Below are 18,478 nucleotides of genomic sequence, written 5' to 3' on the forward strand. Positions count from 1 at the left end.
ATGAGCAGCAGCGATAAAAAGGACAAGTCACGGTTGATCGGCATGCTGCTGTCCTACAGCGCATCCTCGGCCAGCCTGTTGATTGCCAATGCGGCGCAGCTCGTCACCTTCGCGATTCTGGCACGCTCCTTCGGTGCGGAGGAATTCGGGCGCTATGTCTCTTTCATCGCCATCACCAGCATCGCCGTGCATTTATGCGGCCTTGGTGCATCGGAATGCCTTGTGCGACGCGTGCCGCAGGACCCCAACTGTTTCCCGCGCATTTTCGGCCACAACCTCATCCTCACCTTCGTCAGCGGTGCAGTTCTGGTGGCGCTCGGCACAGCCGTATTGCCGGAATTCATAAGTTTCGGCGAAACGACCAGCCAAAGCGTTCTGACCACCTTTCAGCTGGTGCTGACCAATGTCGTGCTGGTGCGGCTGATCATGCTGGGCGAAAGCATTTTTCTCGCCCATGGCAAATACGGCGCCGCCAACGCTTCCGTCGTCGGCTTCGCTTTCATTCGCACGGTTACGGCAGCGCTCGCCTGTTTTGCGTTCCATGTTTCAACGGTTGAAAGCTGGGCGACGTGGCAGCTTGCGGCCCATCTCGTCACACTCATTCTTTATGCCTTCATCGCGTTTCGCATCGGGCGTCCCAAATATGTCATCGAGCGAGACGAAATCCGGCTTGGGCTTTTGTTCGCGACGCCCTTTATTTTCCGTGCCATCCGCCAGAATGTCGATTTGCTGGTGCTTGGCTTTGTGGCCGGTGCCGAACTGGTGGGCAGCTACGGCGTTGCGCGCCGAATTACAGACAGCAGCTACATGGCCATCGATGCGCTGAACCGACTGGTTTATCCACGCCTTGCCGTGGCCAGTATGACCGGCATTCACAACGCCTTTCGCCTGACAATCCGTATTCTTGGCGTGGCTCTCGCGCTCGGTCTCGTGGCGGCCATCGTGATTTACGTCTCCGCCTCCTTCATGCCTTTGATCTTCGGCCCGGAATATGTCTCCCTGCCGCATTTCCTGCGGATCATGGCGTGGCTCATCGTTCTGGTCGCCGTCTGGTCTATCGCCGTGGATTTGCTGGGAGCAGCGGGTCGGCATTCGTCACGCGCATGGGTTTTGAACCTGTCCAACGGCATCGGCGCGATCCTTATCGGAGCCGCCGCTTGGGCCTGGCCGCCCTACGGCATTTTCATCGCAGGTTACATGATTGAGCTGAGCATCGTCGTGGCGGCATGGATCGTCGTCAAAGTCCATGTCACGCGCTCACTGGAAAAAAGTCGGGAGGTCCAGCCATGACACCAGATAACGCTACCAAGATCAGACCTGCGGAACCGGCTGACGTGCCTCAAATCGCCGACCTGTTTGCCAGCGTCTTCCGAAAACGCACCAAGCCGGATAAGGCGGACCTTAGCGCTTACATGTCCCAACTCCTGTTTTCGCACCCAAACTATACGCCTGAAAACGGCAGCATGGTATCTGTCGATTATGCCGGCAATGTCAAAAGCGCACTGACGACCTTGCCGCTTTCCTATCGCATCGGCGAGGAAAGGGTGATCGCACGGCTGGCCTGCACCTTCATGGCAGCAGAGGATGCCAATCCGCGCGGCATTGCGTCGCTTATTTTTCAGCTACGGCCGCGCGCGAACCAGATCAGCTTTTCCGATAGCGCCGCCCCCGTCAGCATTTCCCACCTGAAGGCCATTGGCGGCACAGAACTGCCGGTCCAGGGCCTGCGCTGGTACAAGCTCTTCAAGCCTTTACCATCTGCGTTGGGCTATATCCGGCGTCGTATCTCGCACAAATATCCGTTCATTTTGAGCGCAGGCGCGCTGCATGAACCTGTCACTCTTGCAGAGACGACAACGCAGGAAGGATATACCGCCTCGCAGGCAACGCCTGCTGTCTTCGCAGAATACGCCAATCGTTTCCTCAGCAGCTACGTAGTCGCACCAGTCTACACACCCGAGGAGATTGAGTGGACGATCAACGCTTCAAGCGGTCCAAGTGGCCGTGGCAAGCTCGCTCTTGCACAGGTGCATGACGAAAATGGCGATATCTGCGGCGTCTTCTCTTTCGCCGGCGCGCGCGGTGGTGAAGCGCAAATCCTCGACTTTCTAGCGCATGATGGCAAACAGGACGCGGTGTTGGAGACCGCTTTCGCGGCACTGAAAGAGGCTGGCTTCGCCTTCGCTTCCGCCCAGCTTAGACCGGAAATGATACCGTCCTTGTCGAAATATAACGGCATCTGGTATCGGCACGTTACCGGCGTTTCCGCTTCCTCCCGCTCCTCTGAATTCAGGCAGGCCATGCTCAGCGGCCAGGCCTATATTGGCGGCATCGCCGGTGAAAGCTGGAGCCGTCTGGTGCGGGATTTTTACTGAGTGATTTTTTCGAGAAGAAAATAAGTGGTCGGCCCTTGAGGCGTATCATTGGTCAGCGTCACCACCTCCGCGCCTGCCGCAGTAATCACCGGTGGATAAACTCGTCCATCCAGACCGACCGGAGAAATCCTGAAAGGACCAGCGGCTTTGAATTTTAGACCGATCTCCATCCGGCGGATCATGACCGGAAGACGCCCAAAGTCCTCGATAACGCGTTCATCCGCATCTCGAAACGTCATGCCCGTATTGTGAGCATCGGAAGCCATGATCAGCAATTGTCTCTTGCTGCTTTCCAGCGGCAGGTCATCCAGCGATGACGTTGCGAACAACCCATGCCCATCTGCCGATTGCAAAGTGGCAAAGCCAAGATCGACGGGCGTATCGATCTTCTCAAAGGCCAGCGCCTCGGTCTTGGGGGAGCGTAGCGCAAGGCTTTTCTCCGGCGCATCCAGCTGTAATTCGCCGGTTTGGCTGACAACACGTCCCTGCTCGAGATCGGTTGGGTGGGCTGCATCCAGGGTGCCTGCCTGTTTCAATTGTGCGACGATTTGCATCGGCGTCTGGCCGCTGCGCACGGGTTGAACGGCGACAGTACCATCTCCGCCATTCGCGGAATGAAGGCCGATTGCCCCGACCAATCCGAGGCGGGTCAACATCTCCGGCTCCATATCGTTGATGCCATCAGGTAAACCCGCCTGCCCATCGACGAGAAACGGGATGCGGAGCGAGGCCGCTGTCGCATCGCCCCTTCGAAAGACGAGCGCGCTCAATGTTTCCCCGGCACGCGCGACGGGATCGAGCGCAATGGCATAGGGAAGCATCTGTTTTTTGTGCGGAACATCTTCGCCATAAGACAGGACGATGGGACCGTGGGCATGCCTGCACAACACGTCCCAGTCCTGCAAAGCAGCGAAGGCAGGCGCGGCAAGCCCTGCCTCATATCGATAAGGGCTCCAGAACAGATGGTCATACTCGGTCACAAAAAACGGCCGCCCCAGCCAACGCGCAGCCCCTATGGTTCTGAGATAAAGAAGGCCGTCTTCCAGAGAGCTTTTGCCCTGAATGCTGGTGCCCGGCGCGTAGGAATCGACCCAATCCTGATAGGTGTTCATTGCCACCGCATCCTGAATGCTGCGGGTAACTCCAGTCTGAATCGTCGGCCAATTGTTATAGGGAAGAATGATGCCCTGAAAGCCGAGGTCCCGAAGCGCCTTTGTCATCCGCCCTGTGGCCTGATGCTCCACATCGATGAAAAAGGATTGCAGGTCGCGCATCCGCTCACTGCGCTCGTAACGATTGGTTGGCAAAGCGATGGACCGGTTGGAAAGATCGCCGCTCGTGACCCACCATCCCCACTTCGCGGCAAGCGCTTCCGTCGTGCTGTATTTCTTGAAAAGCCAATCGTTGAACAGCGGCTTCAGGCGCTCGGAAAACACGCTGCCCCGCACATTCTCCTGCATCATGGAGTCGAACTCCAGACCGTTCTCGTTGAACGGCACGATTGCGACGAGGGCTGGATCACGAATAGGCGCTACACCGGTATAAGGATTGACCTTGGCCAGAACGAGCTGCTGGAACTTGAGCCAGTGATCAAAATCCGCATCATCGATCTGAACACCCAGCTTCAGATCGCCCTTCACCTCCCAACGATCATCAAAACCGCCAAAGGCTCCGCGCGATGAGCTGAGCCCGTCCATGATCCAATAGATGCCGCTCCGCTTCAACGCGGCCATAAGATAATGGATGCGGTCGAGAACCTCCGGATTAAAATCGAAATCTACCGTGCGTCCTTCCATCAGCGCTGCATCGACATAGTGAAAACGCGCAATGTTATAGCCGTGCATCTTCAGTTGCGCCGCATAGCGATCTGCCGTTACGTGGTCGGGAAACCCACCGGATGCGGGGCTCCATGCCAGAGAGGCGCAAAGGAAGCGCTGAGTTGTCTCGCTTTCACCAGCCTTCGCCAGTTTCCCGGCGGAATTGATGACAATCCGGGCGGCGTCATTGATAGGCGAGTTAGGAAGAATGGTGGAGAAATCCAGCGGACTGCCGGGCTGAACTTCCAGCGACACTTCCTGCACGGGCAGCCATTCAGCCGCACGAACCTGCTGACAAAACAGCAGGCAGGCGAGGAAGCTGGCTAAAACGGTATGCTTCATTGCGACTTCAGAAGTTTGCTTTCGATCCATCGATCCGGCGGCTGGCGAGAGCCGAAGAAGCCGAGCGGCAAGGCCGCGGCATGGAAGCACCAAGCAACAACGGCATAGAACCCCAAAGACAGGCTTTTCTGCTTGATGCTCATGAGAGCGACCGGGAGAAGAAGGGCAACGAGGAATGCGATGAAGCCGTAGCCACTGAAAAAGCCTGCAATCAGACACACCAGCAATATGGCCCACCACAGATAAACACCGAACCACAGCCGTATCTCGGAAAGCTCATTGGTCAAAGCTTTCAATCGCGACTGTTCCGACCCGGCCCGCAATAGCTCTCCGACGCCGCGAAGATATTTCGAGGACCAGCGGCGTGTCAGCAGCACATAGGAATTGATGCTGTGGCCGAAGTGATCGACAAATTTTCTGTCGAGACGGTAAAGCGTCCAGCCGCGCATGCGCAGACGCTGACCCAGATCGAACTCCTCATAGCCATGAAGATTTCGATCGGAAAAATATCCCACCTCTTCAATCGCCGCACGCCGATAAAGCCCGCCCCCATTCAGGCGATCAAGAACACCACTGCGATTTTCCGGTGCGTTTCGCTGCACCCGCCGGGTGAATTCGAGATTGTCGAGATTGACCTCATTGACATGCCCACTCACGCCTGCGACCTTCGGGTTGTCATTCAGATAGTCCAAAGCGGCGGGCAAAAACGCCGCATCCAGCAGCATATCGCCATCCATCAGGCAAACAAATTCGCCTTTGCTGTACTGAAATCCAAGCTGCGGACCAATGCCGCAACTGGCTTTGGCAGGCGCTTCTATTTGTGCGATGATGACGGGATAGCCGGAGGCGATCTCAACAGTCCTGTCCCGCGACCCACTATCGGCAACGATAATCTCGCCTTCCATGCCCTGCAAAGCAGCCATGACGCTTTCGATAGCCGCTGCAATGCGCTTCTCTTCGTTGAGCGTTTTGAGGATGACCGATATCTTCAAACCCGAATCCTGCAACCAGTAAGCGATGGCGTAAAATTACACTCTACGGCCCGAATGTATATACGAATTTGCTTAAATGATTAACAAGGGTTGCGCAGTCGTGCCTGCTTAATCGGCAGCGTGCCACAAGCGATCCGCAAAAAATCTCTGGCGGGTGATGGCCATGATCGCTGCGTGCTTCGTCGGCAGATTGACGCTCTTCACATGGGAAAAGCCTGATTTTTGGAGATTGCGCAATTGCCGATGATGGTTGCTGCTTGGCTCCTGCACGATAGATTGCGTGCGGGGGTCGTCCAGAAACATGAAGTGGAGAAGTGAAGGCAGCCATGCGGTGAACCAGTTACGACCACGGCAAGCTTCATCCCCGACGATCAAATGGCAGCCTCTGTCATAATCTCCGGCGTCGCAGAATGTGCCGACAATATCTTCTTTAGCCCAATAGACTTCGAAATAGGCGAATGCCTTGCCATCGAAACGGCCGATCAGTGGCATGATATGTGGATCGGCAAACATGCCCTCCAGATAGCGGCGATGCCGGTCTTCGTCGCCAGCCTCGTGCCAGAACTCGTTCACCCGTGGATCATTCATCCAGCGATGAACGATGGGCAGATCGTCAAGCGTAGCCACATCGAGCGAAAACAAGCCGCCTAACCAGGGAATGTAGCGAGCGTAGACTGTTCCCTTTGGCTTTGATGGCCGCAAGGGATGGGCTATCCTACCATCGAAAATATCATGCCGTGGGAAAGCGGCTGGGGCAGACGACGTCCACAAGCCGGTGGTCTGCCAGAACATATCTGCAAGCACCACCAGCTCCGTAGCCGACGCATTCTCCTGCAGCCAAATTCCGTTGCGGGATAACTCATCGCGAAAACCGAACCACGCCTCATCCTTGAGCACCAAAGATTGAAGCGCGGGCAGTGAAGAAAACAGATACTCGAAAACGGCACTCACCAACCGCCAGCGGCTACCCACATCGCTTGAAATATCGACAAGCTCAATATGCGCATGAGAACCGTTCAGAGCAAACCGGAACGTAGCATTCGCTCCTCGTTCGGAGGAGACGAGCAAGACAAAATCTCTTCGACGCACCTCGACGGCATGCGGACCGTCGAGGCAAAAGGCTTGATACACGACAGGGTCGGACGCCCAAGCCGATAAAGGGCGTCCTAGGGTGTTGACGATACCGTGCCGTATGTCACCCTGATGATCCATCAGAAGACTTTCGTTAGCGACACGGCGAAAGTACGACCGCGCCCCTTGTAGTCGAAGACGGCTTCATTTGCCAAAGAGCCATAGAGTGCTTTCGCACGCGCGCTCCACACAGTCGTGTACTCCGTGTCAAACACATTCATGACGCCGAAGCGCAAGGTCGTATTCTGCTCTTCAAACCGATACGCACCTGTCAGATCAAAGAGTGTGTACGGGTCGATCTCCTTGCCTTTATCGTCACTCAAACTAAAGATGTGCTGCCCCGAAAGTTTCACGTTGAAGCTATCTTTTGTCCAACCGACATAACTACCCAACTTGGAAACACTTGCGGTGCCGATGGATTCCTTTTCCCAGCCGTCATCGGTTTTGACTTCCGTCTTAACCCAGTGGCCCGATGCACCCACGTCGAAACCATGGTCCAGTTTCACGCTGGCGCTGGCTTCGATACCATAGACTCGACGATCCTGATCAACCGTGTCGACGGCAAGCGTCGTATTGTTGAGGACAATCGAGCGGTCTGACAGCGAATAGTATCCCGCCGTTTCAAAAGTGTAGGTGCCGTCGTCAAAACGATATCCCAACTCAACGGAATTGGTTTTAATCGCTTGAAGTGCGGAATCGCCGACATTCACGCTGTTCACCAGCGTGTAATGGCCACCGGCTAAGGTGTAACTTCCTCTGCCGTAATATTTCGCCGGATCAGGAAGTTCAAAACCCTGGCTGAAATTGGCGTAGACCTGCTGCGTGTTCGTCAGTTCGTATGTTGCCCCCGCATTAAAGAGAATAGCGTCGTAACTGACATCTCCACCTGGTATCTTGTCCGCCGATGATCCAGTACCATTGAGCATCGCGATTTGTTGTGGTGCGCCGACGAAGTCTGATACTTCTGTCGTGACATATTGGTAACGGACACCGCCATTGATTGTCAGTCGATCTGTTGCTTCATAAGATGCCTGAACAAATCCAGCGACAGTGGAAACATCGATATCAGGATAAAGCCCAGTGATACCGATCGTATTGAAATCCATGCCTCCTGTTTGCAACGCCGTGCTGAGGTCAAAAATATTCTGTTTTGACTTGAAGGAATCCCGATCAGCATCGATACCGTAAGTTACCTTCAATCCATCAAGAGGTTCGGATATCATCGACGCCTTCAGGCTATAGTAATCCGTATTCTGGGAACTACCGCCGAAGTAAAAGGAAGGCGAAGTGCCTGGAAATGGATGAAACTGAATTTCTTCTCGACGGAAGCTACCTTGAACGAGAAGCTCCTGCCCGAGAAAATCACTGTCTGTATAGGTTGCGTTGACCATCGCACGACGAGTGCGGGGATCAAAATCTGACTGGTAGCCATCACGGGTTTCCAATAGAGAGGAATTTAATATGCCTCCCGGCACTGTCCCCAAACCCGGTACTGTTGTAGACGGCCCCAGATACAAACCAAAGGGGGAGTTCTGCCCACTGTCAAAAAACTGACCGGTTACCTCTAAACGTTTAGCATCGTCGATCTGTACACCGACGCTCCCCATAACATCTACCCGCTTGTTGAAGGCAGTAGATGTTTGTGTGATATCCGGTGTTATCATGGTACCGGAGCCATCGTAGAATGCTCCAGTTTGGTTTCCGGCGACCGAGAGACGAGCATCCCAATTTTCACTATTATATGTGACAGCACCCGCAGCATTTCGATCAATGTCGCGCGTTTCACCAAAGCCTGTGCCAAGCCCTGTCGTCACTTCGCCATGGACGCCCTCTTCTGCGTCCTTGCCCTTTTTTGTAATGATGTTGATGACGCCACCCGTTGCATTGCCACCATAGATCGCGGTTGCGCCTGAAAGAACCTCGATACGCTCCACATTAAATGGATCGATAGCATCAAACTGGCGGCTGAGTGTGCGCGCGGAATTCATTGAGACGCCATCGATAAGAATAAGCGCCGTCCGTCCTCGCAGGTTCTGGCCGTACGCCGTACGTGCACCTTCACTTGCCGGATCGAAACTCGGAACCTTTTCTGAGAGGATTTGCTGAAGCGATTTTCCAGACCGAGCTTCCGCCGCGAGTGTATCGCTATCGACAACGTAGATGGTGCGGGCTGTCCGTGAGATTTGCTGCGGTATGCGGCTGCCGGTAACAACAATTGGCTCCAAAACGGTGGAACCGCCACCACTCTCTGCATCCTGCGCTTTCGCATTTGCATGCAACCCTGTCGCAACGGCGATAGCCAACAGGCTAACACCAATATTCCATTTTCCGTTCATTTCGCCCCCGATGCACAAAAAATCCCCGCAGCCGTCCAACTGCGAAAAATACAAGACTATTTTTATCATGTTTTATGAGTTAAGACGTTGAAGCGCTTGGATGAGAACGAACACGTTTTGGATAATTGCGAACATCAACAATAAAGACGGGTTGATTTTTAATGGAAATAATTCGGCCTCTCAAACTCGGGACCATTTCGCTGCCCGACTCGGAAAGCAGGCTCGTTTGCCGCACCATTTTGCTGGATATGCTGGGTGAAGCGACGATCACAGTCGAGGATGGTGATCTGGCTGGTGTCACCGGGCTTTTCTGGAAACACGTCGATCTTTCGCTTGCAACGCTCTACCTCCCCAAAACACCGCTGCGCCTCACCGCAAACGGCATTGGCACCCCTGATATCGTTATGCTTCGCGCGACTGATGGCCCGATGATCGTGCATCATCGTCAGCAGACATTCACGCTGGCATCGCGGGATGTCATTCTGCTTCCAGCGGATACGTCTTCGGAAATTGTTTTGCCAGAGGGCGGCAGGTTCGATTGTGCGCATCTGCCGCATTCTGCCATTGCACCGGTACGGAAATCGCTCGATAGCCTGCTGCTGCGACGGTTTCAGGCGGAGTGCCTGCCCCTACAACTGCTGACGAATTACGCGGGCTATCTGTTGCGACAAGACCATCAGGACAAAGACCATGCCAGCATGATGGTCGCGCACTTCTATTCTCTGCTGCCGGTTCTGGCGCAACAGGTGAAGGACGATGCCAACCCGCCGGATGTGCCGCAAAACCGGGTGGAAACGATGAAGGCGTTGATTGAGGACAATCTGGCGGATGGCTCATTTTCCATCACCGATGTCGCCAAGGCCGAAGGCATTACGCCGCGAGCCATCCAGAAGATTTTCAGCCGGACGGGCACGACATTCTCTCGCTATGTGCTGGAACGGCGGCTCGTCCTGGCCAAGACCCTGATCCTGTCCGACACTGCGGCAACGCCGATCAGCCAGATCGTCTATAGCGTCGGATTCAATGACCTGTCCTATTTCAACCGCACATTCCGCAGCCGGTATGGCATACGCCCCACGGATTTGCGGCGTATGACAGGGCAAAACGAAGAGGTGTGACCGAGGGCTCGCGCCCTCAATCTTCGCTCAAGCTGCTTCTTTCTTCTGGTCGAAATGGACCAGTGGATTGCTGACCATGCCCTGGAAGTCCGGCACCGGACGCTCGTCATCATCGGCATAACCATGGGTGAAGAGGCGAACGCGGTTGAGGCAAAGCCTCGGATATTCGTCACCGAACAGATCGAAAATCTCGAAGCGGTCGGCCATGTCAGGGAACCGAGCCTGATACCGCTTCACGGCGTCTCCAGCCAAGGCCCAGAATGCCTCTTCCGAAAGACCGGATTTCTTGTCCAGCAGCACCGACATGTAGCGGAAGACGCAAACGAAGAGCGTTGTCTGAATGAAGTGGATCAGGAAGTCTGGCGGCAGGCGAAGGAGAACGTCCTCGACTTTCGCTGGAAGGCTGGAAGTCTCTGGGAAGTTCAGGTCGCATACGATGACATCATCGATGAAGTCACGCAGCGCCAGCCGCTCCGGCAGACCGTCTTTCAAAATCAGCGTCGCATTCTGGCCGTGGGCGGAGAAGGCCAGACCGTGACGGGCGAGCAGATGGAAGACGGGCGGCAAGACAACATCGAAGAACCGCGCCATCCATGTTTCAACGCTGACACCAGCCTTTTCCGCCAAGGCCTGAACAACCGGCTTGCCATCGCTGCCCGCATGCATGAAGGCGGCCAATGGCATGCCGGTCTCACCGGTTTTGAGGTGACCGGCAAGGCTATCGCGCCACAGGCATCCCAGCATTTCATTAAACTGGTAAGGCGCACCCGGAATGTTAGAAAATTGCGGATGGACATAATGCATGCCCGCGCGTTCGCCGAGGAGAATAAGGCCGCATTCCTCGGATAGGAAAGGGTCGTCTGCCAGCAGCTTATCCAGCCACGTCGTAAAGGGGGCCGCCGTCAGGGCGCGCTTGCCCGGAATGCCACGATAAACCGCAGTGTTAAGTATGGTCATGCACAGCTTCAGCGTCGACTTTGCCGGCGCGCTGACATTCGACATGGTGCGGACGGACTGCTGCGGCAGGTAGAGATCATCCCCCTCGCCCAGGAGAACGATATGCCCCGACGAAATATCCGCAGCGAAATGCGGCACGATCATGTGATCCCACTGCCACGGATGAACCGGCATGATGTCATGTGTCGTCAATGATGCACCGGCGGCTTCCAGCTTTTGGACAAAGGCTGCGAAAGTCTCAGCGCCAACAGCATCAGTAACGAGTGTCTCATTCGTCATGCCATCTTCAGCAACAAAGGACGCGCGCTCGCGGCTGACGCCGATCCAGACGATTTTCATCGCCGCACGGTTTTCCGGCGTATAGGCCAGATAGTCGGCATAACCCAGACCGATGCGCCCCTTGCTGACCGTGACCCAAGGATGGCCGGTCGTCTCGCCTTCCATACGGATGTCGTCCAGCTCGGCCAGTTCGGCTCCCGTCTTGCTGGCGCGGGCCGCGATATGGGCATCCGAGACCAGCGTATTGCCAAGTTCGCGAATGAAATGGGCAACCGTCATCGGCTTTACGCCAAGCTCTGGCAGCACCTCTGCACAAAAGGCGAGTGGATCGTGAACGGGCGTATCGATGCCATCGGCGTGTTTTACGATGCTGTTTGGTTCGACCGAAAGGTTGTCGAACACATAGCGCTTTGCCTTAAAGCTGTAGGATGCGTTGGAAAATTCGATCCGGTAATGGCCGGACTTTTCCTGCGTCACCGGGAACACGCGCTCATAGGCGAATTCTTCGATGACCTTGGCCAGCAGGCGACGGGATGTTTCTTTCCACAGGGTCGGTGCGAAGGCGGGCTGAAAGGGTGCTTCAAACGGCGCGGGCATAGACATCTCCTGATATTTTCGAGGATTGGGCTGGGTCTTGTGGCACTCCAAAGCTCTGGAATGCAGAGCGTGCGGTGACCCGGTAATGCTCTTTTTCGAGCAACTGGTTGATGATGACAGCGTTGCGGAATGCACCGAGCCCAAGATCGGGCGCGCCGACACCATGCTGGAAAGTTTCGGCGTTCTGAACGAAGACGGCACCCTTGCCACCATCGCGGCGTTGCGCCCGGAAATCCGCGCCAACGACGAGATCGCCGCGCTCACAGGTTTCCAGAACATCGCCTTTCAGCCGGTCCAGCCATTCCGGCCACGCATGGCGATATCCTGTCGCGGCCACGATTGCATCGGCCTCGACAATGCTTTCCTCCTCGGAAAGATTGTGACGGACGCCAATCTTCAAGCCGCCGGAGAAGCCTGTGCCTTCGACATTGGTGACTTCGCAATTGGGCGAAAGGGAAAGGCCGGGATCGCGGCCGCCAATGGAGCGCTCATAGAGAAGGTCAAAAATGTCGGAGATGGTCGAGAAGCTGATGCCTTTATAAAGCAGCCCCTGATCGGCAACGACATCGCGTCTTTTCGAGCGCGGCAGCGTGTGGAACGCACGCATATAATCGGGCGTGAAATATTCCAGACCGAGCTTGGAATATTCCATGGGGAAGAAGCCTGCCGAACGGGTGATCCAGCGAATGGAAGCTCCGGCTGAAATCCTCTCAGGCGTCAATTCGTTGAACAGCGCTAGCACGCATTCGGCAGCACTCTGGCCTGAACCGATGACGGTGACCCGACGCGCCTTGGTCAGTTCGGCCTTTCGCTTTGCAAATTCGGCAGAATGGAAAATCGGCGCGTTGCCGCGAAGCCCTGCCCATGCGGGCAAATGCGGTGCGGTGCCGATGCCCAAAGCGATGTTGCGGCTGTGATAACTGCGCACAGCGCCGGTTGGAGAACGCGTCTCCGTCACGAATGTTTGCGAGGCCGCATCGTGCCGTACATCGATCACACTTTCACCAAACCGGCAGCTTTCAAGCTGTTGCGATGCCCAGCGGCAGTAATCATCATATTCCTGACGCGGGATCAGGAAGTTTTCATAGAAATAGAATTTGTACAGCCGGTCGTGCACCGCAAGGTAATTGAGGAAGCTCAAACGATGCGTCGGGTCCGCCATGGAAACGAGATCGGCAAGGAACGGCACCTGCAGCGTGGTGCCCGGAAGAATGAGGCCCTCATGCCAGCGAAAGCTCGGTTTACGTTCCAGAAACGTGGCCGAAACCTCCGGGTGGGATGACAGAAGCGAGGCAAGGCCAAGATTGAATGGCCCGATACCGACGCCGGTCAGATCGAGTGTTGTCATGATCAAAGTCCAAATTGTTCGGTAAAACGCTGCCTGTGGCAAAACATCAGCTTGGCACGCTTGTCCGGAAGATCGATTTCGCCCTGCTCCTCGAAGGCGCAGACGGGGGCGTAGCGAAGCAGGCGACGGGCGGCCACGCTCGGTTCGCCCACCACCTTTTCGGTGGCGGAATCATCCAGAAACAGAAAACGCGTGAAGGCGCGGATGACAGCAGGCGCGATGCCGTGGCCCAGAAAGGATGGCTCCCCCACCAGCATGTGCCAGCCACGATCCTTCTCCGCCGCCGGGTAATGGCGTCCGAGAATATCGTCTTTCGCCCAATAGGCTTCCCAATAGCTCATAGGCGAGCCATCGATGAAGCCGATATACGGGTCCTGATGCGGATCGGCCAGATTGGTGTCGATGTAGGCGGCAATGTCCTCTTTCGGCTTTGCCATCTTCCATTGCGGCACCACATGCGGCTGGTTCATCCAGCGCCACAGCAGATCGAGATCGCAGTTCTTGTCCAGCATCCGGAAACTGACCGTGCGGCCAATATCCGGATCGTATCTCGAATAGGCAAACTGGCTGCTGGCCGTGGTCAGATCAGCCATGGGCCTGCACCCGGGCGTTCTGAAACAGCGGATTGTGGATTTCCAGATAGACGGACTGCGTTTCAAGCGGCCCGACCAGCTCGTCCATCTGCGCAAGCCGCGTTCTGAGGTTTGCCTTGCATTGCAGAACCGGTGCCAGCATCTTGCTGACGAGGCGTGACTGGCTACCTTCCTTCGCGTCCAGTTGCACCAGCGCCTCGCGCAGCATCGCGATCAGCCGTTGCTCGTCGATCAGGCCTTCGCGACCAAGCGCGCCGATCATGCCCAGCGTTGAATTGATGAAGCCGTAATAGAGCACACGTTCGTCCACAGCGTCCTCGCCAAACACGGATTCGCTGCGCTCGCCAATGCCCGGAATGGCCGCATACAGCGGCCCGTGGGCGCGCTCATGGTGGAAGAAGCCTTGATTGTCCCGGTAAAAAGCCGCCGCAGGATAACCCTCGGCAATTTCCAGCAGCATGTTCTGCTGGTGCGCTTCAATAGCGATACCGTGGCGCAGGTAAAGCGCAAACACCGGCGTTACGAAGACGGAGAGGAAACGCGCGAACCAGTCGTCCGTGACAGCCTCGACCGGGCGGTTTTCAATGTCGGCCCGGTTGCGGATCAACACCCCAAGCCGGCTGCCACGTTCCGGCAAATGCTCGCATAGCGCCGCCAGAAGCGTGACATTGCGGTCAACCTCTGTGCCATGGAACGGGTTTTCGCGCATAGACACGGACAGCCCATCGATTACCTCGCCGCCCACTGCAACACCGATATAGGCCGGGTCGGGCAAGAAGTTCAGACCGGGATAGTCAGTTGCGAGAGCGCTCCCCAACGCGCTTGCCCGGAAGCGATACATGTCATCGCCACGCAGAAGCTCACGCGCCAGATTGATGCGCACGGAGTTGGTGATGCCAATGCCAAGCGAGAGCTTCAGCATGAAAGGCGCATCATGCCGATAAAGCGTACGGACCGAGGACGTGGGAAACCAAGGCTTTCCAGCCTCTCCGCAATCCACGATTTTTCCCGAAGACACCAGTGCGGCGACGTTTGCGTCTTTCAGCATGGCATCCGCCTGCCACGGGTGCACCGGCAGCAATGCAAAGTCTCCCTCAGGCAACCGGCTGCGCATAGCATCTAGCGTTTCGGACTCTACTGCATTCAACCAGTCATCGACAGAAGGCGAGCCATTGGAATGGCCCGCGTGATAGATGTCACGGGCGATGGCAAACCAGCGCAATGGAAAGCTTGCAGCGAATTCCGGTGAATATCGCTTGCCCTCTTCTTCCGTCATGCCATCGCGGCTTTTCGGGCAAGGGTGAATGCCGTGCCCGGCGATCAGGCCCTGTTCCGCCTCGATAAAGGAAACGTCCTCGCCAATGAGTTTTTCGAGATCAGCTTGGCGGTCCTGAAGGGCGGCTTCAACCAGCAGGCGGCTGGAATGAGCACGGCTCAAGAGGTCGCGACGGCCTTCGTCGGAAGCATTTGCCTCCAGCCGTTCGATGACGATGCTGATTGTGTCGCTGGCGCTGACGGCGCGCGTACCGTTATCATCGGTCACCACAATTGACTCGCCGAACAGGTGATGGCCAGTCGCGGAGCGATAAAGGACCGGGATTTTCAGGCTGCCGCCGTGGCCTGGGAAGTTCAGTGTCAGTTTCTGGCCGCTGCTGTCATGGCCCCAGACGATGCGGCTGGCATATTCGCGTGTCACGCAGTTGAGAAGAGATCGAAGGGCGAGTGTTGCTGCTTTACGGGCGTACATGGTCGTTCTCCAGTTCGAGCGCCATGGTTCCAACCGCGTCCAGAACGCGGTCGATGACGTCAGGTGTCGAATTAGGGTTGAGAAGCGTCAGTTTGAAATTAACCCGTCCATCAAAAACGGTGGTCGCAAGTGCTGCGGTGCCGTTGCGGAAAAGCCCGGCTCGTATGGCCAGCGTCAATTCGTCGGATCGCGCAGCACCGTGCGGCGAGACGTAACGAAAAAGGACGGTGGACAGGGTGGGCTGCTGCGCCAATCGCAGATAATCACGAGCGCGGATGGAATCAGCCGCCGCAAGCGCATTATCCAGTGTCCGGCAGATCAACGCATCGAGACCATCCTGGCCGATGGCACGCAGCGTCATTAAAACTTTCAAGGCATCGCTTCTACGTGTGGTCTGGACGGATGATTCCACGAAGTTCGGCACATCTCCGAAAATCGAAACCTCGGGGTTGAGGTAATCGGCTTTCATCGACAGAGGTGAGAAATGCGCGCCGTCACTCAGCAGCAAGGCTCCGCAGCTGATTGGCTGAAACAGCATCTTGTGGAAATCGAGCGCGACGGAATCGGCCCTCTCGATGCCGTCGAGGCGATCCCGATGCCGGGAAAATAGAAGCCCGCCGCCATAGGCCGCATCCACATGCAGCCATAGGCCTTGAGATGCCGCAAGATCAGAAATTTCGCCTAATGGATCGATCGCACCGAGATCGGTCGTGCCCGCCGTCGCCACGACAACGAAGGGTAAGCGGCCCTGCTCTTTGGCGTGATCGACAGCCTCTTTCAAAGCCGAAACCGACATGCGGCCTTCTATATCGGTTGGCACGGTGACAACGGCATCGCTGGCAAAGCCCAGAACGGAGGCGCTTTTGCGGATGCTGAAATGCGACTGCTCCGAGGTGAAAATCACGCCCCGGCTTCTTGCCGCCGAACCGTGACGTTCCGTTGCCAGATAGAGCGCCGTCATGTTGGATTGGCTGCCACCACTGGTGAAGCTGCCGCTTGCTGTTGAGAGCAAACCAGCGAACTGCGTCAGCCATGTCAGCACCCGCTCCTCCACCAGCGTCGCGAAGGGCGACTGGTCCCAGGAATCGAGAGACTGGTTGGTGGCCGAAATCAGAACTTCAGCCGCCAGCGCGGGCACGGCCACCGGGCAATGCAGATGCGCCATGGTTGCGGGATTCCCCACATCAAGCGCATGCCTAACCGCCAGAACACCAATTTCCTCAAGCGCCGCAGATAGACCGGTGCCCTGATTCGGGAAGACATCCAGCGAAGAGAGGAAGCCGCGCAGATCATCCGCATCCACACCAGAATGAACCCGGTGTCTGGACGCGTTCTGCACGACCAGATCCACCGCTTCGATCATTGCCTCGCGATAGGATGCCTGCGATGGGAGGCCGGGACCGAGAATGGACGCTGAAAGCTCATCCCCGGCGGCAAGCATTTGTTTGCTTTGCAATACGGTCACGTTCATGCCGCGTTGCGTCCAAGGCGCGAAAACGTATCGGACAAAATGTTAGACACCTGATCGATCTCGGCATCCGAAATGGTGAGCGGCGGCAGGAACCGCAGCACGCTGCCATGACGTCCACCGGTTTCGAGAATGAGCCCCGCTCTGAAGGCCTCGCCCTGCACTGCACGCGCCATATCCCCACCATGCGGGGGTTGGCCGGAACTATCAGGCTTGCGCGTTGGATCGATCATTTCGACACCGAGCATAAGGCCCTCACCGCGCACATCGCCAATATAGCGCGTCTGCATCTGGATGCGCTCCAGATTGGCGCGCAGCCTGCGTCCGGCAATGGCCGCCCGTTCGACCAGACCATCCCGCTTGATGATTTCGAGCGTTTTGGAGCCCGCCGCCATGGCGAGCTGGTTGCCACGGAACGTGCCGGCGTGGGCACCCGGCTTCCACACATCGAGACCTTCGCGGTATATCATGACAGCCATTGGCAGACCGCCGCCGATGGCCTTGGAAAGAATGATGATGTCAGGAACGATGCCTGCCTTCTGGAAGGCGTAGAATGTTCCGGTACGACCAACGCCGCTCTGCACCTCATCTAGGATCAGCGGAATACCAAGTTCACGCGTCACGGCACGAACCCGGCGCAACCACTCCACTGGCGCGGGGATAACACCGCCCTCACCCTGAACAGCCTCCAGAATGACGGCAGCGGGCAGATTGATGCCACCTTCGGGATCACGCAGCGCAGATTCGAAATAGTCTGCGGCAAGCGTTGCGGTTTCCGCCCCGCCTCGTCCGAAAGGGCAACGATAGGCATATGGATAAGGGAAGAAGTGCGTGCCCGGCATCAACTGGCCGATATCTGCCTTTGGCCCCAGAGACCCCATGAGGGAGAGCGAGCCTTGCGACATGCCGTGATAGGCACCCCGAAATGCGACAATATCGGTGCGGCCCGTGGCCGTCTTGGCAAGCTTTATCGCTGCTTCTACAGCATCCGTGCCGCTGGGTGAGCAGAACTGGATTTTGGCTTCTTCGCGCAGACCGGCAGGCAGCGTTTCGTAAATATCCGATACGAATTTGTCTTTGACCGGGGTCACGAGATCAAGCGTGTGCAGCGGGAGACCCGAGGTGAGGACCTCTTGCAGGCTTGCAATGACCTCGGGGTGGTTGTGGCCGAGTGCCAGAGTTCCGGCACCGGCAAGGCAATCGAGATAGGTTCGGCCTTCGACATCGGTTACCATGCAGCCGGAGGCGGATTTCAGGGCCAGCGGGAAGCGGCGTGGATAGCTGCGGGCATTGGATTCTCGGCGCGCCTGACGCTTGAGATAGAACTCGTTATCGTGCCGTTGGAACGTGTCCATAAGATCAACTCCAGTGGAATCTT

The 18,478-nt window shown here is 56.6% G+C and carries 12 protein-coding genes and 1 pseudogene; 3 read left to right on the forward strand and 10 right to left on the reverse strand.

Annotated features, from left to right (window positions below):
* Positions 1–1,290, forward strand: coding sequence for a lipopolysaccharide biosynthesis protein (locus ABUK73_RS13300; RefSeq protein WP_353577702.1), 1,290 nt, complete (start codon positions 1–3; stop codon positions 1,288–1,290).
* A complete protein-coding gene (locus ABUK73_RS13305) occupies positions 1,287–2,375 on the forward strand; it encodes a hypothetical protein (protein WP_353577703.1) in 1,089 nt (362 codons plus the stop codon). The genes ABUK73_RS13300 and ABUK73_RS13305 overlap by 4 nt, the downstream gene beginning before the upstream one ends.
* Here the strand turns inward: ABUK73_RS13305 and ABUK73_RS13310 are convergent.
* From ABUK73_RS13310 to ABUK73_RS13325, 4 genes are all read right to left on the reverse strand, one after another.
* Complete coding sequence (locus ABUK73_RS13310) at positions 2,369–4,534, reverse strand: glycoside hydrolase (protein WP_353577704.1); 2,166 nt, start codon at positions 4,532–4,534, stop codon at positions 2,369–2,371. The genes ABUK73_RS13305 and ABUK73_RS13310 overlap by 7 nt on opposite strands.
* A complete protein-coding gene (locus tag ABUK73_RS13315) occupies positions 4,531–5,526 on the reverse strand; it encodes a glycosyltransferase family 2 protein (protein ID WP_353577705.1) in 996 nt (331 codons plus the stop codon). The genes ABUK73_RS13310 and ABUK73_RS13315 overlap by 4 nt, the downstream gene beginning before the upstream one ends.
* A gap of 108 nt (positions 5,527–5,634) precedes the next feature.
* Positions 5,635–6,738, reverse strand: a complete 1,104-nt coding sequence (locus tag ABUK73_RS13320) for a GNAT family N-acetyltransferase (protein ID WP_353577706.1) — start codon at positions 6,736–6,738, stop codon at positions 5,635–5,637.
* Positions 6,738–8,993: a TonB-dependent receptor gene (locus ABUK73_RS13325; RefSeq protein WP_353577707.1), complete on the reverse strand. Its 2,256-nt coding sequence runs from the start codon at positions 8,991–8,993 to the stop codon at positions 6,738–6,740. Before ABUK73_RS13325 ends, ABUK73_RS13320 begins: the two co-directional genes overlap by 1 nt.
* A gap of 161 nt (positions 8,994–9,154) precedes the next feature.
* Between ABUK73_RS13325 and ABUK73_RS13330 the strand changes: the two genes are divergently transcribed.
* Positions 9,155–10,111, forward strand: coding sequence for a helix-turn-helix transcriptional regulator (locus tag ABUK73_RS13330; RefSeq protein ID WP_353577708.1), 957 nt, complete (start codon positions 9,155–9,157; stop codon positions 10,109–10,111).
* Between the two features lie 27 nt (positions 10,112–10,138).
* Here the strand turns inward: ABUK73_RS13330 and ABUK73_RS13335 are convergent, their stop codons facing one another.
* The 6 genes and pseudogenes from ABUK73_RS13335 to rhbA form a co-directional block, all read right to left on the reverse strand.
* Positions 10,139–11,944, reverse strand: coding sequence for an IucA/IucC family protein (locus ABUK73_RS13335; protein ID WP_353577709.1), 1,806 nt, complete (start codon positions 11,942–11,944; stop codon positions 10,139–10,141).
* Positions 11,928–13,292, reverse strand: a complete 1,365-nt coding sequence (basC, locus tag ABUK73_RS13340) for a putative histamine N-monooxygenase (protein ID WP_353577710.1) — start codon at positions 13,290–13,292, stop codon at positions 11,928–11,930. The genes ABUK73_RS13335 and basC overlap by 17 nt, the downstream gene beginning before the upstream one ends.
* Before the next feature lie 2 nt (positions 13,293–13,294).
* Positions 13,295–13,885, reverse strand: a complete 591-nt coding sequence (locus tag ABUK73_RS13345) for a GNAT family N-acetyltransferase (RefSeq protein ID WP_353577711.1) — start codon at positions 13,883–13,885, stop codon at positions 13,295–13,297.
* Positions 13,878–15,632 carry an IucA/IucC family protein gene (locus ABUK73_RS13350; RefSeq protein WP_353577712.1) on the reverse strand — a complete coding sequence of 585 codons (1,755 nt, stop codon included), beginning with the start codon at positions 15,630–15,632 and terminating at the stop codon, positions 13,878–13,880. The genes ABUK73_RS13345 and ABUK73_RS13350 overlap by 8 nt, the downstream gene beginning before the upstream one ends.
* Complete coding sequence (locus tag ABUK73_RS13355; RefSeq protein WP_353577713.1) at positions 15,619–17,103, reverse strand: pyridoxal phosphate-dependent decarboxylase family protein; 1,485 nt, start codon at positions 17,101–17,103, stop codon at positions 15,619–15,621. Before ABUK73_RS13355 ends, ABUK73_RS13350 begins: the two co-directional genes overlap by 14 nt.
* Positions 17,100–18,470, reverse strand: a pseudogene (gene rhbA, locus ABUK73_RS13360) (diaminobutyrate--2-oxoglutarate transaminase); the annotation flags it as partial. The pseudogene rhbA and the gene ABUK73_RS13355, both read right to left, overlap by 4 nt.
* Between the last annotated feature and the right edge of the window lie 8 nt (positions 18,471–18,478).

The organism is Agrobacterium vacciniicorymbosi (assembly GCF_040427045.1).
GTDB lineage: Bacteria > Pseudomonadota > Alphaproteobacteria > Rhizobiales > Rhizobiaceae > Agrobacterium.

Coding starts and splice junctions, on each gene's coding strand:
- ABUK73_RS13300 (WP_353577702.1), top strand. CDS start 1: ATGAGCAGCAGCGATAAAAAGGACAAGTCACGGTTGATCGGCATGCTG.
- ABUK73_RS13305 (WP_353577703.1), top strand. CDS start 1,287: ATGACACCAGATAACGCTACCAAGATCAGACCTGCGGAACCGGCTGAC.
- ABUK73_RS13310 (WP_353577704.1), bottom strand. CDS start 4,534: ATGAAGCATACCGTTTTAGCCAGCTTCCTCGCCTGCCTGCTGTTTTGT.
- ABUK73_RS13320 (WP_353577706.1), bottom strand. CDS start 6,738: ATGGATCATCAGGGTGACATACGGCACGGTATCGTCAACACCCTAGGA.
- ABUK73_RS13325 (WP_353577707.1), bottom strand. CDS start 8,993: ATGAACGGAAAATGGAATATTGGTGTTAGCCTGTTGGCTATCGCCGTT.
- ABUK73_RS13330 (WP_353577708.1), top strand. CDS start 9,155: ATGGAAATAATTCGGCCTCTCAAACTCGGGACCATTTCGCTGCCCGAC.
- ABUK73_RS13335 (WP_353577709.1), bottom strand. CDS start 11,944: ATGCCCGCGCCGTTTGAAGCACCCTTTCAGCCCGCCTTCGCACCGACC.
- basC (WP_353577710.1), bottom strand. CDS start 13,292: ATGACAACACTCGATCTGACCGGCGTCGGTATCGGGCCATTCAATCTT.
- ABUK73_RS13345 (WP_353577711.1), bottom strand. CDS start 13,885: ATGGCTGATCTGACCACGGCCAGCAGCCAGTTTGCCTATTCGAGATAC.
- ABUK73_RS13350 (WP_353577712.1), bottom strand. CDS start 15,632: ATGTACGCCCGTAAAGCAGCAACACTCGCCCTTCGATCTCTTCTCAAC.
- ABUK73_RS13355 (WP_353577713.1), bottom strand. CDS start 17,103: ATGAACGTGACCGTATTGCAAAGCAAACAAATGCTTGCCGCCGGGGAT.